A 15,541-nucleotide genomic window follows, 5' to 3' on the forward strand; every position below is an offset into this window, starting at 1 on the left:
GGGAAGTTATGTTTGTTACTGTCGAAAAAGATGTGCATATTTTTGTGCAAGACGTTAACCCAGGTCCTGGTAGTAAGACCGTTTTCTTCGTCCACGGTTGGCCTTTAAATCACCAAATGTACCAATATCAACTTAATGTTTTACCAGAGCACGGCTTTCGCTGTATCGCCATGGATATACGAGGGAATGGGCAATCTGATAAACCATGGACTGGTTACACCTATGATCGATTAGCCGACGATATCGCAATTGTTCTAGAAGCACTCCAAGTAGAGAACGCGGCGTTAGTTGGTTTCTCAGTTGGTGGTGCTCTTTCTATTCGTTATATGTCTCGCTATAACGGTCGCCGTATTTCTAAGCTCGTATTAATTGATGCTGTCTCCCCCTCTTTCGTAAAAAATCAAGCGTCTCCTTACGGTGTACCGAAAGAACAAGCAGATGCTCTCATTAATCAAATGTATGCTAATTTACCAAAATTTTTAAATGATGTATCTTTATCTTTTTTCAATAGAAATTTAGGAGCTGCAACCCTCGAATGGTTTTCTTATCTCGGTATGCAGTCCGCTTCTTATGCCCTTATCAAAATTTTACAAGCAGCTGCAAATGAAGATGTAACGAAAGATTTAAATAAAATTAACGTCCCAACAAAAATATTCCACGGCATTCACGACCAACTAATTCCTTACAAAAGTGCTGAGCTTACGCAACAACGAATTAAAAATTCTCAGTTACATGCTCTTACCAACAGTGGTCATGGGGCACCAATCGATCAAGCCGATGAATTAAATAAAGAACTTATAAAATTTTTAAATGCATAACAACTGAAATATACGAATGAAAGTCAATATGATCGAAGTTTTTATAAAACATAAGATTCACATATTTCTCACAAATACACAAATAAAACGATTACATTTTCATATATACTAAATGTACAGGTAATACTCCCTAAACCCAGCTTGTCTGGTTACCCCGTTAAATACTATGAAAAAAGAACTTGTATCATTATACAAGTTCTTTTTGTTTCTTTTATTTAAAGAGTATATCTTTGCTATATTGATTTCCAACGAGTAGATCATATTGGAGCATTTGATATTGTTCTAACATTTCTTTCTGTTTCTTCGTTAAATCTTTTATTACTTCTCCATTTTTATCAACTTTTAATTCATCTCTACGCACTGGTATCTCTTTATAAAGTTCCGCTAAAAATTGATAAAATGAGGATTTATTTAATCCCGCATAATCAAAAATAAGATTAGAAAAATAAATTGGACTTACTAAACCTAAATTATCATTTGGCATATCAAAGTTTGCATACATTAATAGCGGCGTTTGCGCCATCGCTAAACGTTCACTTGGTGTTTTCTCATTCGTTATATACCCATTCTCTTTATAAAAAGATTTATTTGTTCCTAATGATGGAAGATGATCACCAAAGAATACTAATAATGTAGGTCTATCTAAATTATCTAGTTGCTCTATTAAATATTGAAGAGCCTCATCTGAACGTCTTAATCCTTCTGTATACGTCTCTAATTCTCCCTTTGATTCTTCATTTTCTAGCCCGCTAATTTCTATTAGGTTTTCACCAAATCGGCCTTCTGTAAATGGAAAATGATTTTGCATCGTAACCGCATGAATAAATGTAGGCTGTTTTTGTTTCTCTAACTCAGCAATTATCTCTTTACTCATTGCTAAATCACTAATATAATCTCCATCGATATCTACATTTTTCATCGTATCATCTGCATTAAACTTATCAAATCCTAACACTCTGTATACGTCATCGCGTTTGAAAAATGAGCGACCAAATGAATGAATTGCACTTGTGTAATAGCCTTCTTTTTTCAACGCCGTAGGAATTGATGGAATTTCTTTCTTATTTATAACGACCTGCTGATATGGTATAGAACCTGGCTTTAACAAACTCATTGAATAACTCGTTAACGCCTCAAATTCGACGTTCGCCGTATTCCCTCCAAATGTAGGAGAAATAGTTTGTCCACCAGGAAAATTTTCTATATAATGATGCAAATTTGGTACAGGATCTTCACTAAAAGAAAGATTTGTTACTTTCGTCGGATCCCAAAATGATTCACTCATTACAAAAATAATATTCGGTTTCTCTTTTTTCTTTTGATTCCCTATATTTCCACTATATTGTTTGTTTATATCGTTTGCTATTTGAAGCATATTTTCTTTAGAATAATTTTTTGGTTTTTCCATAACTGTTGTATCTAAATTGCTAATAAATCCTAGCACAAAACCATTTGAAGCATAGTTCTCATTTTGATTCCACAAAACAAAATCTACACCTGATTTTTGAAATACTTTATTCATAAATGTATTCGTAAAATTACCGTACGCATATAGAACAAGAATAGATCCTATTACTAATAAAGCTCTTATTCCTAGATGAATCTTTACATTTTGAATATACTTTCTCATATATATCCCTGCTACAATACAAACTACAATACTTGCAATAATGGCAAAAATATAACTCCAACTAAAATAGTCCATCACCATTGGTATAACAGATTGCATATGCGTAATTTGTGTAAAATCAGAAGGATATAACGGATCTCCTCTAAAAATAAGCTTCAAATAATTCACAATACCTAAAATGACTAACGTGCAGCTCGTTAAAATCATACTTAGAAAAACCTTGCCTATTAAATTATAAACAAGAATATATATTGCATAAATTACTACAAAACTTAATATAAACTGCATGTTATAAAAGTAAATCCAATTCATTGTCTCTATGAAACTCATATTAACTTGCATGACAATATAAAATAACGCTACTGTATGAGCGAGTAAAAATAATATAAAATGCACTCGCAAGGATGCCTTACATATAGACATCTCCTTTTTATTGAAATGCGTAATATAAAATGTTATGCCCCATATGAAAATCATCATAACACTTAAAACTAGTTTTTGATTTAAATGATCTTTCATCATGTCTAAATTAAAAACCTTTAAAATCATAAACAGCATAGTTGTTACTAATAAAGTCACCATACTACTTATAATGCTAGAAATTAATATACTTCTTTTCGGAAGATGAAAAAGTGTAAAACCATACTTCAATTCATTCCCTCTTTTCTATGTACTAATTTCACCCCGCATCGTACAAACTATTTCTATTAAAATAACATATATCCTATATTTCGTCTGCAAACTTGCTTCTACTATAAATATATTTCCTTAATACTTCCTTAATCAATAGCTAAATTGTGGCATACAAATTACTCATTCTTGAAAAACTTAATTTCGATATTCTACTTTATGATATAATAACTATGTTTTGGAAATCCTTAATACTATTAAAGATTTCACATGAAAATACGAAAGAATTAATAAAAAAAGGAGTTGCTCATTTTTGCTTACTAAGTTTAAAAGTTTGCCTAAAGCGGTATATGCAATTTTGGCGCTTTCTTTCCTGTTGCACGTTTTTTGTTTAGTAAAACAGCCAGGATTAGATGGGGAGTTAGTCAAAGTAACATATGGTGCAAATGATGCCTTTAACTATTCGTTAACAGCTGAACAACTATTAAAACATGGTGTATTTGGTTATGTGTATTTAGAGCCTAGTGAAGTTCCAGGGAAAAATGCATATATCACACCAGGTCAGCCATTACTATTAGCTGGCGCTATGATTATTTCTGATATTACATCAATTCCCTACTATTACGTAGCAACTGTTATTAACATGATCATGAATCTTTGTACAGTGCTATTAGTATTCTTAATAGGAAAAGAATTGTTCGAAAAAAACATTTATGGAATTGTTGCTAGTATTTTATATGCTATTTATCCAAGTAACTATACATACTTCCGTACATTGCTAACAGAAGTTCCATCCATATTCTTATTGGCGTTATGTGTATATGTATTTGTTCTCGCATGGAAATACAATAAAGTGAAATTCCATATATGGTTTGGAATTGTCGTTTCAATTTTACTTATGTTCCGTCCAAATCCGGCTCCAATGATGCTCATTCCTGTTCTTGTTGTGTTATTTACATATGGATTTAAAGACTCCATTCGAATCGGATTGTTATGGTTTATCGGACCGTTCTTAATTATTGGCGCATGGGTTGTTCGTAACTATTTAGCGCTCAACCAATTTATTTTATTCTCAACCCAAGGTGCAGATCCACTGATTGCTGGTGCAGATCCATTTAATAAAATTGGCTATGAAAATATAGTAAATGAAATGCGAGCTAAAGGCTTAGATGACAAAGGTGCATACGCAAAAGAATTAATTAAGAATGGATTTAAGACGGACTTCACTTATTGGTTCTCTTGGTTCACTGTCGGTAAGACAATTGAGTTATTCAAAACAGCTCCTGCTGTAGACCAATACCGTATCCATAACTTTATGCAACTATGTCATAGAGTGTTTATCATCGGTACATTCTTGAGCAGCTTCTGCTTCATGCTAAATTCATTTAAACATAAACGCGTTATGATGCTAGTAGCAAGTTCTATTATTTACATTATCTTCTCAAACTTATTCTTAGCAATTAACCGTTATGGATTTTTCATTAATCCTCTTATGTGCTTAATTCTTGCATACGGATTAATTCACATTGTGCAGAAGCTTCCATTCTTCCGCACTAACCAAGCATAATAAGAAAGAGGTCGTCCACAGATGGACGACCTCTTTCTTATTACCCAACACTTTGCACACGGCCAATTTGTCCATTCTGTAATCGAACTTTAATCCCGTATGTATGTGTTTCTGTATTTGTCAAAATATCTTTCACAACACCACTCACTGTTTTACTATAATCATTATCTAATTGGATAACTACATGTGAACCAACTGAAATTTGTGATCGTGTCGGTTTCCCGCCTGTTGTTTGTTTTGTGTTTTCTTGTTTTTGTACAGACTGCTGTTGTTGAGCCTTCTGTTGTTCTTGTTTGCGTTGTTCTTCCTGTTTACGTTTTTCTTCCTCTGCTCTTTGCTGCTCTTCTTGTTTACGTTTTTCTTCCTCCGCTCTTTGCTGCTCTTCTTGCTTACGTTTTTCTTCCTCTGCCGATTTTTTATCTTCTTCTATTTTCTGCTCATCTGTTGTTACTTTTACTTTTTCTTCCTCGCCTTTACAAGCACTTAAAGCAATTACACATAAGCCCATAAGTACAGAAAATAACACTTTCTTTAACATGAAAAATCCTCCTATATACATTACAAATTAATAACTTTCATAGCATAACAAAAGTATATATATTCTTTTGTCAAAATTTGTCGCATATATTCATTTTATTATATTACAATACAAACTATCCTTAGAAATCATTTTCACATGTGCTGTTTTACTTATAGATGTGAGTTTTTTACAAATATCGCCATAATGAAAAGAACCTGCCACAAGACAGGTTCTTTTCATCATTTATGATAAAGTGAAACTTTAATTAGCCCTCACCAATCGGGCTTTTACGGGCAGCCCGCCCGTTAATGCGGGATAAAAGAGAAATTGATTAGCATGTGTATTATATAAAAGGAAACAGCCATATTTTCCATACTATACATACGAGTACTATAACTACAAAATCAAAAAAATCTAATCTCGGACCTTTTTCCATATTCATATGTAACCACATATGAAACCATTTTATTTTTGTATATTTATGGATGTTTTTCTTTGCAAATCGATAAATAAGCATTTGCATGATAAAAAAACCGGCCACAAAAATAAATAATAAGATGAGAAATCCAATCACAAAATTCCTCCTATTTTTGTAGCGTTTTTTCTACTATCCGATTTTCCAAAACCCACTCTTCAAACTGGGCACTTCCAAATTCCCAACTAAGATCGCGAGCATGTACAGAAAAAACGTAATGACCAGCATAGTCGTCCATAAACCTACCTAACTCTACATCGTCTTTCTGAATACCGTATACTCCAAAATTAAAATACACATCCCATACATCTTCATTCTTCCTCTTATAAGCGATCGATTCCATATCACATTCTGCTCCAAAATAATCAAGATGTAAATGTACGCTATCATCATATTCGTACTTCATTTTATCACCCCTTATATTTGTACTTCTTTATCACCCAAAAAATTCCTGCTATCTATACTCACATATGGGCACTTACCTACATATCATGCTTGTAGAGTGACTTCTAGGAGGTGTTATATAGTGAAAAAATTAATCGCTGTTTTTTGCATCATGTTACTAGCTGTTTTCACTTTTGCAGCTTGTAGTAGTAAAAAAGAAGGTACGAAAGAACAAACTCAAAACATTCGCGTCGGCGAAGTTACCCATTCTCTCTTCTATGCCCCGTTATATGTTGGGATTGAGAAAGGATTTTTTAAAGATGAAGGATTAAACATTGACCTTCAAACAACAGCTGGTGGAGATAAAACGATGACGGCTCTTTTATCTGGCGGAATTGATATTGCTCTCGTCGGTTCTGAAACGTCTATTTACGTTCATCAACAAGGAGCGAAAGACCCTGTCATTAACTTCGCGCAGCTTACACAAACAGATGGGACATTTTTAGTTTCACGAAAAAAACTAGACTCTTTTAATTGGAATGACGTAAAAGGTGTTACGTTTTTAGGACAGCGTAAAGGCGGCATGCCACAAATGGTGGGGGAATATGTTTTAAAGAAAAATGGCATTGATCCTCATAAAGATACAAACTTAATTCAAAATATCGAGTTTGCTAATATTGCAAATGCCTTTGCATCTGGTACAGGAGAGTTTGTTCAACTCTTTGAACCGACTGCAAGTATATTGGAGAAAGAAGGTAAAGGTTATATCGTCGCTTCATTCGGAAATGAATCTGGTACCGTTCCCTATACAACCTTCATGGCAAAAGAAAGTTTCTTAAAGAAAGATAAAGTTGCTGCTGAAAAATTCACACGTGCGCTCTATAAAGCACAACAATGGGTTGATACACATAGTCCAGAAGAGATTGCTGATGCCGTTTCCCCGCTATTTAAAGACACTTCAAAAGACATTACGGTAAAAGTAATTGAGCGGTATAAAAAGCAACATTCTTATGCAACAAATCCACTATTAGATGCGGAAGAATGGAAGCAGCTCCAAACTATTATGAAAGACGCTGGTGAATTACAAAAAGAAGTCCCACATGAAGCGCTCGTCAATACAAAAATTGCCGAAAGCGTTATTAAGAAATAGAGGCGAAGTGTATGAGTTTTTTACAAATACGTAACGTTTCTCACTGCTTTTTTGCAAAAGAGAATGCCAAACTTATTCTCGAAGATATGAGTTTACAAGTGGAAGAAGGCGAATTTATTTCTATACTCGGTCCAAGTGGTTGCGGCAAAACAACGCTCCTCTCAATCATCGCTGGACTACTTGATCCAATTGAAGGTATCGTCTTTTTAGATGGTGAACCGATTACAACGAAAACTTCATCTATGGGATATATGTTGCAGCAAGATTACTTGTTCCCATGGAAAACAATTGAAGAAAATATTATGCTTGGACTTCACACTCGAAAAATTTACAATGAACAGACGAAAGAACACACTTTACAACTTTTAAAACAAGTCGGTCTACATGATGTAGAAGAGCAATACCCTCGCGAACTGTCCGGTGGTATGCGTCAACGTGCCGCTCTCGTTCGAACGTTAGCGACCGATCCGAAAATTTTATTGTTAGATGAACCATTCTCGGCGCTCGATTATCAAACGAAGTTGAAACTAGAAGATCTCGTCTTCACATTATTACGTAACTATAAAAAAACATCACTACTTGTAACACACGATATTGAAGAAGCCATTGCGATGAGTGATCGTATTTATTTACTACAAGCAAACCCTGGAAAAATTGCAAAAACATTTGTCGTCCCAGAAAGCATCCGTTCCTTATCACCGTTAGAATCACGCCACCACCATGACTTCCCAAACATCTTCCAAGATATATGGAAGGAGCTGGAGCGCCTTGGATAATATAAAACAACTACATGAACAGTTTCGGAAAAAGGAACGCAGGCGCGCATGGTTAGCACGCTCACTACAGCTTTTACTACTCATTCTTTTCTTTGCACTATGGGAAATAGCTAGCAAAAAAGAGTGGATTGATCCTTTACTCTTTAGCTCCCCTTCAAGCATTTGGGATCTCTTCCTTAGTAAATGGATTGACGGTTCGCTTTGGGTCCACATATGGACGACATTACTTGAAACGGGAGTAGGCTTCATTCTTGGAACAGTGCTCGGCGCTATTATCGCTACTTTTCTTTGGTGGATGCCACTTCTCGCCCGCGTACTCGATCCCTATCTCGTCGTCCTAAACGCTATGCCAAAAGTGGCACTTGGACCTATTATCATTGTAATCTTCGGCCCAAATATTTCTTCGTCGATTGCAATGGGAGTAATCATTTCCATCATCATTACCATTCTCGTTATTTACAGTGCGTTTCAAGAAGTCGATTCTAACTATATAAAAGTAATGGACACATTTGGCGCAAATAAATGGCAATGTTATAAGCAAGTCGTTCTCCCTGCATCCTTTCCAGCAATTATTTCAACGTTAAAAGTAAACGTTGGTTTATCGTGGGTCGGTGTTATTTTCGGAGAACTTCTCGTTTCCAAACAAGGACTTGGCTACTTAATTAGCTACGGATTCCAAGTCTTTAACTTCACACTCGTCTTACTTAGCGTACTACTCACATGTGTTCTTGCAACTCTTATGTATGTATTTGTCGAGGCATTTGAAAAAATTCTAATTGGAAAAAGAAAAAGAAGCTGACTCAAAACAGTACGCTATAGTCAGCTTCTTTCTTTTACCTTTTATCACACATTTTCGTTTCATTTGTAATGTTTCCATCCGCAACCGTAACTGTATGGAAACAGTCTTTCACACGTACTGTAACGACATTATCTTTTCGATCTATCACATGATAATCATTAAACTTTTCATTCAAAGCACTACGAATTTGCTCCCCTTCAAAAATCGGAAAACCGTGAGACATTACCCAAATGAGACCAGCAACAGCAAGAATCGTTTTCATACGTTTCATTACCTCCTCGAGAGTAAACTTATAGTCCCTACAACACGCGCATTATAATTGTGTCTAAATTGTGACATTTTTATACTAATTCTCTTTTGTGCCTCCAGTTCCTTCTTCTTTTTAATAAAAATACAGAATTTTCAATTTTATCAACATGAGAAAAAACGCAAAGAATTAAAAATTCTTCACGCTTTTCTTTAACGAAACTATATCGAAAGCATAACTCACATTAGTCTCCACTTTGTTGTTCTATCGTTTTCGAAACATCATATAATCCCGACAGCACTTCCGCTCTCATTTTTACAAGCTCAGGAAACTGATAGAAGAAAGCAATTTTCTTATATTTTAACTCTGTACCTTCTTTCACCTTTTTTGAATCTTGTAAAATGAACGCTGTAAATGTATCTGCGATATCTTCCGCTACATTTGTTGTTCCATATTCAGATACAAACTCATCCTGCTTTTCCTTGAAAAACTGCATTTGAACTTCTTCGCTTTCTTCCACTTTCTTTTCTGTCCATTCCTGCTCAATTTGTTTCCAGAAAGCGTTATGGAATTGATTAATATACGACTTCTCCTTCGCACATCCCTCTTGTAGGAAAAGATTTTTACATGTATTCCGGTACGATGAAATATCCTTATCTTCTTCAAAAGCCTTTAAATATTTTTCATCTATCGGTATTTGTTTATGCCCCAGCGTCAACACGTGAGCTGTCTCATGAATTAATGTTTTCATCACTTCATCGATATTTACTGCAGAATCAAGTGTATCTAAGCTAAGAACCCATTCTTTCGGATATTCCATACTCGGCATAACATGAGCCACAATTCCATCATAACCATCTGTTATCATATCGAACTCTTTTATATCCTCACGATATTTCGCTGGAATAAGGGTGCTGTACATTTCCCATAACGATTCATGGTATCCTCTATCTTGACGCTGTTGTAGTACCTCTTCTTTCGCTTCTGTATCTTCAGCGAAAACTTTATTTAATCGTTTCCGATCTAGCTTCTCGAAATATGGATCTACAATTTCCTCACCATCAATATAATAAGAAGCTAAAAAGAAATAATTTTCATCATCTTCTTTTTTCTGCTCCGCTTCTTTCATATTTTTACTCACATGTTCCTCTATATCATAATCTCCCGGTGCTTCAAGTTCTGAAAGTCCATCTATATTTTTATATACCTTTTGTAATGTTTTATCTCCTATTCGCGTGCATTCTTCTTCTGTTTTACAAATTTCTTTTTCTTTCACACTCTTCAAAGAACTACCGCATCCTGCTATTAAACCAATTGCGACAATAAACCCTACTAACTTGCCATACAGTTTCTTCATACAATCCCCCATTATTCCATTCTACAAAATATCATAATCATTTTTTAACGAATATGCGATAATTAATTATAAAAACTGTAAGGAGGTTTCCCATGATTCGTGCAATCTTATTTGACTTAGATGGAACACTATTAGATCGCCACCAATCTTTAGAACGATTTATTCATAATCAGTATAATCGCTTCGCTTCTCATTTTATAAAAGTAGAAAAATCCGAGTATTGTTCTCGATTTCTTGAACTCGATAATAATGGCTATACGTGGAAGGATAAAGTATATGCTACTCTCCTTTCCGAATACAACATTACTACTTTAACGCAAGAGCAACTGCTGCACGACTACATGACAAACTTCCAACATCATTGTATTCCTTTCAAAAACACGCATGAACTACTTCAACAGTTAAAACAGCGGAACATTAAAATTGGTATTATTACAAACGGTTTTACTGAATTTCAGATGAGCAATCTTCGAGCACTACATATACATACGTATACAAACACCATTCTCGTTTCAGAAGCTGAAGGAATTAAAAAACCACATCCTGAAATTTTCGAACGAGCTTTGCAAAAACTAGACGTTAAGGCCACAGAATGTCTTTACGTTGGAGATCATCCAGAAAACGATGTGCTTGGTTCTGAACGAGTAGGGATTCTTGGTGTGTGGAAGAGAGATTCATTTTGGGGTGAATTTGAGCATTCGCATGTGGTAGATGATTTGTTGGAGGTGCTTTCGTTTTTAGAGGTAGAGACAAAAACAAGACAATAGTAAAAGGAGGCTTCGTTTCCCGAACGCCTCCTCTTCCTTTATGATTCATATACTGTAAACTGCGGTTTACTCGGATGATCCTTAACTAGCGCATCATCTGGAAACTTTGAAACTTTTTGATATAAGGCAATGTCACCGATACAACTCGCTGTTAGTAAAATACCTAAAAATGAGAGTGGCTCCAGATTCATAACTAATCCCAATACAATTGGCAAAATTCCAGTCGGTAAAAACGGTAACATTAACACTTTCTTCATTTGCTTTACTGTAATTTCTTTTTTAGAATGAGCGTATGCTACACCTATTTTCCAATTGACGCCCCATGTTAGTTCACTCCACGGAACACCTCCGATATAACGAAATCCAATTAAATGTATGGTCTCATGAATACAAATGAGAACAATCATTCCAATAATCAAAAGAAACGTAACGGGCAATGTAAATTCAACTTGAACCCCGCCTGAAAGAAATATATGCAAATAACCAATTCCAAACGCCAAAGCAAATATTATAAGAAATGCATAGATATTTAATTTAATCATCGAAACAGTAACAGTCGTTTCTTTTCTATTATCCATCTTCCCCCTCCTAAAATGTAAATATATCTTTACGAAATTGTATAATATACCCAAAAAAATATAAAGATATATTTACATTTATTCTTACACACAAAAAAAGAAACCGGCTACTTTACTTCGTAAAACAGCCGATTTCTTCTATATGTTTCATCGTACGCGCTAATACGTCATCGCGCATTATAAAGCTAAATTTTCTATTCGTTTTAATGTTGTCAGGAATGTCTTTTAATAAAACAGACCCTTTCGTTTCTTCGTAATGCGTATGTTCTTCTACCGCACTAATTGTTGCAAAATAAATGTTTTTAATGATTATTTTGTCTTTTCCAGATACTTTGTATTGTCCTAAGTAAGTTAAATCAGAAACTATGCCGCCGGTTTCTTCATGAACCTCTCGAACTGCCGCTTCTTCCGGTGTTTCCCCTAGTTCTACTTTACCACCTGGAAATTCAAGACCGCGACGTAAATGATGCGTTAATAACCATTGATCCCCGTACCGGCATACAACCCAAACATGCTTTGGCTCAGGAGAAAATGGATAACGTTCAAACGATAATTGTACAGTGTTGTGGTAATAATCTTTAAATTTGTACATGCCATTACTCCCCTATTGATGGTTACAAGTTTTTCCTACCACAAATTGTAGCATATTCTCGCTTTTCTGCATAATATTATCCAATTACAATCCATTGATTATTCCCATTTGCGCGACTAATTCTTTCGTCTCATGATTTCCTAAATCGTAAATCATTTTATATGCTTTTTGTAGTTGTTCATCATATCGGTCATTATTTGAATCGTGATGATACTCAACAAATGGAACGTGGGAGCGTACAAATGACCCTAAATCTTCTACATATGCTTGATCAAAGTGCTCTCTTAATTCCGTAATTTCCTCATCATTTGCGGAAATCTCAAAATTATACGTATCCGCCGTCTTCACTTGTGAAATTTGACCATTTCCTATTGATATATAATATGTTTTTTTCGTCTCCATGTAACACCCTTCTTTCATCCTTTTATTTTCTATTGTTTTCATCAATTACAAAATTATGTAAAATAAAGAAAAGGAGGGATTTTATGTTCAAAATATTAATTATCGGTATTATCATCGTCCTAATCATCCTCGTACTCTCCATCATGACAATTAATAAAGGCTATGCTTATAAACATTCCGTCGATAAACTAGAAGACAATCCTTATACAAAAAAGAATAAGGATAATTCCTAATATGCTTCGCATCATAGTAGCACTCACTGTGATCGTTATGTCGGCAATTGGATTATATACAGGTCAAAATAATTTTTTACCTCTTTCACAATTTCTATTAGGGGCTTTAATGTTTCTCATCGCATTTGAACAAATAAAGAAAAAGGAGGCAGCAACTGGATTTATTTGTATTATTGCCGGTGCTTTCATTTGGATTGTTCTCATCATTAGCTATATCAAATAAAAGGAGGTACATGCATGCTAAAAGGAGTACGGATTACTTTATCACTTATTGCTTTATGTATAGCAATCTATGGATTTTTTACTAGTAATAGAGAAATAATGCCGTATATGTTTATCTCTTTAGGAGTTATGGCCCTCACCATAAGTTTAGAGGAAGTATTAAAACAGCAAACAGGAGGTAGTGTGCTCGCTCTACTAGCAGGAGCCGCTGCTTTATTTATTGGTTTCACAGAAATATTCCGATAAATGGTCTAAAGGAGGCTATACAATGCTAACTCTAACTATATTACGGAGTTTTTTAGCATTTCTCATGCTTCTCTTACTCATTCTAAGTACTTATATCCATGTTACCGATAATTTTTCACTTCTCCCATACGTACAATTTATTCTCAGTTGTTTCTTTATTCTTCTAGGAATTAATGAATTGAAATCCGGACGAAAATCAATGAGTATCCCGTATTTTTTCGTTTCCAGTCTCATATTCTTCTTTTTAATATCAAACTACTTTCGCTATATGTAGAATGAAATTTTGACCAATTTAGCATTTATAATTATTTTCTCTCAGTAACTATTTCTTTCTACTTAAGGGGGATTCCATGTTAAAAAACATTCAAATTATAATCGCCACTATCGCTCTTTCTCTCGCCCTATTTAGCTTCTTTGCAAACTTCACTATTCTTTTACCTTACGTGTTTATCCTTTTAAGTATTATGTGTATCCTTTTTGGAATCGATGAAATAAAGAAGCAGCAAAAAACGAAAGCATTTGTTTATTTTCTCTGTTCTGCCTTTGTTTTATATGTTGGAGTGTCTAGTATACTTTCATAAAAAAAGAACATGTTCGCTCTTAATAAAATAAAAAACTGCCCTTTCACAGGCAGTTTTTTATTTTATCCAAACACTTTCTCAAGTTCATCTTTATCTTGGCTTAACCAGAAGTTCATTAAGCGTTGTGCTCCTTCTAAGTCATGAAGCTTCGCTTGGCCACATTGTGTTTCATTTGCAGCTGGAATTTCTGTAATTTGAACCGCATCTTTTAATGTTAGTTCTAATAAATCAATGATTTCTCGAACTGTCGGTGTTCCGCTTACTACAAGATAATATCCTGTTTGGCAGCCCATCGGTGAAATATCGATAATATCAAAGTGCGGATAACGATCAATATATTTACGTAAATTAAATGCTAATAAATGTTCTAACGTATGAATAACATCTGGTTTCATTGCTTGTTTATTCGGTTGGCAAAAACGAATATCGAATTTATTTACAATACCGTCACTACCTACATTGTGAACTCCGCAATGTCTTACATAAGGTGCCTTTACAATCGTATGATCTAATTCAAAGCTTTCTACTGATGGCATACAACATCTCTCCCGCTTTTAATTTAATTCCGTTATATCCAATATGATATAACGGAAATGCACATTAGTAAAGTATTATGTACAGTCGTGCTATAATACTTTAAGACTATGCTGAAAAGGAGACCATTATGAAACAGATTTTCATTGGAATTATACGCTTTTATCAAAAGTTCATTTCTCCGGTGACACCACCAACATGCCGCTTTTATCCGACTTGTTCTCATTACGGATTAGAGGCATTTCAAAAACATGGTGCCCTTAAAGGATTTTGGCTTACTTGTAAGCGTATATTAAAATGTCACCCTTTCCACCCGGGAGGATTTGATCCTGTCCCAGATAAAAAGGATGACAAAGTAAATTCTTAATTGTCGTAACCATTCACAACTAAATCTAATTTGCCTGTGTCAGGATCTATAACAAGACCGTGAACAGGTACTTCTCCTGGAAGTAACGGATGGTTGCGAAGTATTGATACGCTATGTTCTACACTTTCTTCTACACTAGAGAACCCTTGCAAGAATCTTTCTAAATCGATTCCAGAATAACGAAGTGTATCTAGCTTCTCTTCTGTTACACCGCGCTCTTTCATCTTCTCAATTGTACTGCTCGCTTGAATTTTTGCCATACCACAATCATGGTGACCAACTACACAAACTTCATCAGCACCAAGTTCGTATACAGCAACTAAAATACTACGCATAATACTTCCGAAAGGATGTGAAATAACAGCTCCTGCTACTTTAATAATTTTCACATCACCGTTACGCATATTCATTGCTTTTGGTAATAATTCAACAAGACGAGTATCCATACAAGAGATAATTACCATTTTTTTATTCGGGAATTTTCCTGTTTCATACTCTTCGTATTTTTTCTCTTCAACGAATTTTTCATTGTATTGTAAAATCTCTTCTAATGACTTCATAGTAAAGAACCGATACGATAAACTTAACTAAATCTATATAATTCAATCAAATTTACACAAGTTAGTGCTTCATCGTGTTCTCGCAGCCCCAAAGGGACGAGGGGTA

Annotated in this window: 22 protein-coding genes; 11 read left to right on the top strand and 11 right to left on the bottom strand. The window is 34.7% G+C overall.

The features are described 5' to 3' along the window. Nucleotides 1-8 precede the first annotated feature (8 nt). On the top strand, nt 9-818 hold the full coding sequence (locus COK05_RS11440) for an alpha/beta fold hydrolase (RefSeq protein WP_098612677.1): 810 nt from the start codon (nt 9-11) through the stop codon (nt 816-818). A gap of 211 nt (nt 819-1,029) precedes the next feature. On the opposite strand, the gene COK05_RS11445 is transcribed toward COK05_RS11440, so the two are convergent. Then, a complete protein-coding gene (locus tag COK05_RS11445) occupies nt 1,030-3,099 on the bottom strand; it encodes an LTA synthase family protein (RefSeq protein WP_098612678.1) in 2,070 nt (689 codons plus the stop codon). A 292-nt stretch (nt 3,100-3,391) separates the two neighbouring features. Here COK05_RS11445 and COK05_RS11450 point away from each other — a divergent pair, with 292 nt between their 5' ends. Beyond that, a complete protein-coding gene (locus tag COK05_RS11450; protein WP_098612679.1) occupies nt 3,392-4,645 on the top strand; it encodes a glycosyltransferase family 39 protein in 1,254 nt (417 codons plus the stop codon). A 40-nt stretch (nt 4,646-4,685) separates the two neighbouring features. On the opposite strand, the gene COK05_RS11455 is transcribed toward COK05_RS11450, so the two are convergent. The 3 genes from COK05_RS11455 to COK05_RS11465 all read right to left on the bottom strand — a co-directional run bounded on the left by COK05_RS11455 (nt 4,686) and on the right by COK05_RS11465 (nt 6,046). Next, nucleotides 4,686-5,183 (bottom strand): YwbE family protein, encoded by a 498-nt coding sequence (locus COK05_RS11455; protein ID WP_098612680.1) that lies wholly within the window; start codon nt 5,181-5,183, stop codon nt 4,686-4,688. Between the two features lie 325 nt (nt 5,184-5,508). Then, nucleotides 5,509-5,739 (bottom strand): hypothetical protein, encoded by a 231-nt coding sequence (locus COK05_RS11460; RefSeq protein ID WP_098612681.1) that lies wholly within the window; start codon nt 5,737-5,739, stop codon nt 5,509-5,511. 10 nt (nt 5,740-5,749) lie between these two features. Further along, nucleotides 5,750-6,046 (bottom strand): DUF3986 family protein, encoded by a 297-nt coding sequence (locus tag COK05_RS11465; protein ID WP_098612682.1) that lies wholly within the window; start codon nt 6,044-6,046, stop codon nt 5,750-5,752. Between the two features lie 120 nt (nt 6,047-6,166). Here COK05_RS11465 and COK05_RS11470 point away from each other — a divergent pair, with 120 nt between their 5' ends. From COK05_RS11470 to COK05_RS11480, 3 genes are read left to right on the top strand one after another with little or no spacing between them, the layout of a single operon-like run. Then, entirely contained in the window at nt 6,167-7,174 is a 1,008-nt protein-coding gene (locus COK05_RS11470) for an ABC transporter substrate-binding protein (RefSeq protein ID WP_141539033.1), read from the top strand. Between the two features lie 11 nt (nt 7,175-7,185). Beyond that, nucleotides 7,186-7,950, top strand: coding sequence for an ABC transporter ATP-binding protein (locus COK05_RS11475; protein WP_097845236.1), 765 nt, complete (start codon nt 7,186-7,188; stop codon nt 7,948-7,950). Beyond that, nucleotides 7,943-8,749, top strand: coding sequence for an ABC transporter permease (locus COK05_RS11480; RefSeq protein ID WP_098612683.1), 807 nt, complete (start codon nt 7,943-7,945; stop codon nt 8,747-8,749). The genes COK05_RS11475 and COK05_RS11480 overlap by 8 nt, the downstream gene beginning before the upstream one ends. A gap of 34 nt (nt 8,750-8,783) precedes the next feature. Here COK05_RS11480 and COK05_RS11485 read toward each other — a convergent pair whose 3' ends face one another. Next, a complete protein-coding gene (locus tag COK05_RS11485; RefSeq protein ID WP_000849112.1) occupies nt 8,784-9,011 on the bottom strand; it encodes a hypothetical protein in 228 nt (75 codons plus the stop codon). A 229-nt stretch (nt 9,012-9,240) separates the two neighbouring features. Further along, nucleotides 9,241-10,353, bottom strand: a complete 1,113-nt coding sequence (locus COK05_RS11490) for a hypothetical protein (protein ID WP_098612684.1) — start codon at nt 10,351-10,353, stop codon at nt 9,241-9,243. Nucleotides 10,354-10,445: 92 nt separating this feature from the next. Here COK05_RS11490 and COK05_RS11495 point away from each other — a divergent pair, with 92 nt between their 5' ends. Continuing rightward, nucleotides 10,446-11,120, top strand: coding sequence for an HAD family hydrolase (locus COK05_RS11495; RefSeq protein ID WP_098612685.1), 675 nt, complete (start codon nt 10,446-10,448; stop codon nt 11,118-11,120). Between the two features lie 38 nt (nt 11,121-11,158). Here COK05_RS11495 and COK05_RS11500 read toward each other — a convergent pair whose 3' ends face one another. The 3 genes from COK05_RS11500 to COK05_RS11510 all read right to left on the bottom strand — a co-directional run bounded on the left by COK05_RS11500 (nt 11,159) and on the right by COK05_RS11510 (nt 12,692). After that, nucleotides 11,159-11,698: a DUF3267 domain-containing protein gene (locus COK05_RS11500; protein WP_098612686.1), complete on the bottom strand. Its 540-nt coding sequence runs from the start codon at nt 11,696-11,698 to the stop codon at nt 11,159-11,161. A gap of 112 nt (nt 11,699-11,810) precedes the next feature. Next, entirely contained in the window at nt 11,811-12,290 is a 480-nt protein-coding gene (mutTA, locus tag COK05_RS11505) for an antimutator 8-oxo-(dGTP/GTP)ase (RefSeq protein ID WP_000276385.1), read from the bottom strand. Nucleotides 12,291-12,374: 84 nt separating this feature from the next. Beyond that, nucleotides 12,375-12,692, bottom strand: a complete 318-nt coding sequence (locus COK05_RS11510) for a hypothetical protein (protein ID WP_000448409.1) — start codon at nt 12,690-12,692, stop codon at nt 12,375-12,377. A gap of 83 nt (nt 12,693-12,775) precedes the next feature. Here COK05_RS11510 and ytzI point away from each other — a divergent pair, with 83 nt between their 5' ends. The 4 genes from ytzI to COK05_RS11530 all read left to right on the top strand — a co-directional run bounded on the left by ytzI (nt 12,776) and on the right by COK05_RS11530 (nt 13,974). Then, nucleotides 12,776-12,925, top strand: coding sequence for a YtzI protein (gene ytzI, locus COK05_RS11515; RefSeq protein WP_139366420.1), 150 nt, complete (start codon nt 12,776-12,778; stop codon nt 12,923-12,925). Continuing rightward, nucleotides 12,918-13,148, top strand: coding sequence for a YczI family protein (locus COK05_RS11520; RefSeq protein ID WP_098612687.1), 231 nt, complete (start codon nt 12,918-12,920; stop codon nt 13,146-13,148). The genes ytzI and COK05_RS11520 overlap by 8 nt, the downstream gene beginning before the upstream one ends. Nucleotides 13,149-13,162: 14 nt before the next feature. Continuing rightward, nucleotides 13,163-13,393 carry a DUF3953 domain-containing protein gene (locus COK05_RS11525; protein ID WP_098612688.1) on the top strand — a complete coding sequence of 77 codons (231 nt, stop codon included), beginning with the start codon at nt 13,163-13,165 and terminating at the stop codon, nt 13,391-13,393. A 350-nt stretch (nt 13,394-13,743) separates the two neighbouring features. Beyond that, nucleotides 13,744-13,974 carry a YczI family protein gene (locus COK05_RS11530; RefSeq protein WP_048565086.1) on the top strand — a complete coding sequence of 77 codons (231 nt, stop codon included), beginning with the start codon at nt 13,744-13,746 and terminating at the stop codon, nt 13,972-13,974. A 62-nt stretch (nt 13,975-14,036) separates the two neighbouring features. Here COK05_RS11530 and luxS read toward each other — a convergent pair whose 3' ends face one another. Continuing rightward, nucleotides 14,037-14,510, bottom strand: coding sequence for an S-ribosylhomocysteine lyase LuxS (luxS, locus tag COK05_RS11535; protein ID WP_001141371.1), 474 nt, complete (start codon nt 14,508-14,510; stop codon nt 14,037-14,039). Between the two features lie 128 nt (nt 14,511-14,638). On the opposite strand from luxS, the gene yidD reads away from it, so the two are divergent. Then, complete coding sequence (gene yidD, locus COK05_RS11540) at nt 14,639-14,875, top strand: membrane protein insertion efficiency factor YidD (protein WP_098612689.1); 237 nt, start codon at nt 14,639-14,641, stop codon at nt 14,873-14,875. Here yidD and COK05_RS11545 read toward each other — a convergent pair. Next, entirely contained in the window at nt 14,872-15,435 is a 564-nt protein-coding gene (locus tag COK05_RS11545) for a beta-class carbonic anhydrase (RefSeq protein WP_000838171.1), read from the bottom strand. The genes yidD and COK05_RS11545 overlap by 4 nt on opposite strands. Nucleotides 15,436-15,541 lie beyond the last annotated feature (106 nt).

This window comes from Bacillus cereus (genome assembly GCF_002567495.1).
GTDB classification, from domain to species: domain Bacteria; phylum Bacillota; class Bacilli; order Bacillales; family Bacillaceae_G; genus Bacillus_A; species Bacillus_A cereus_AQ.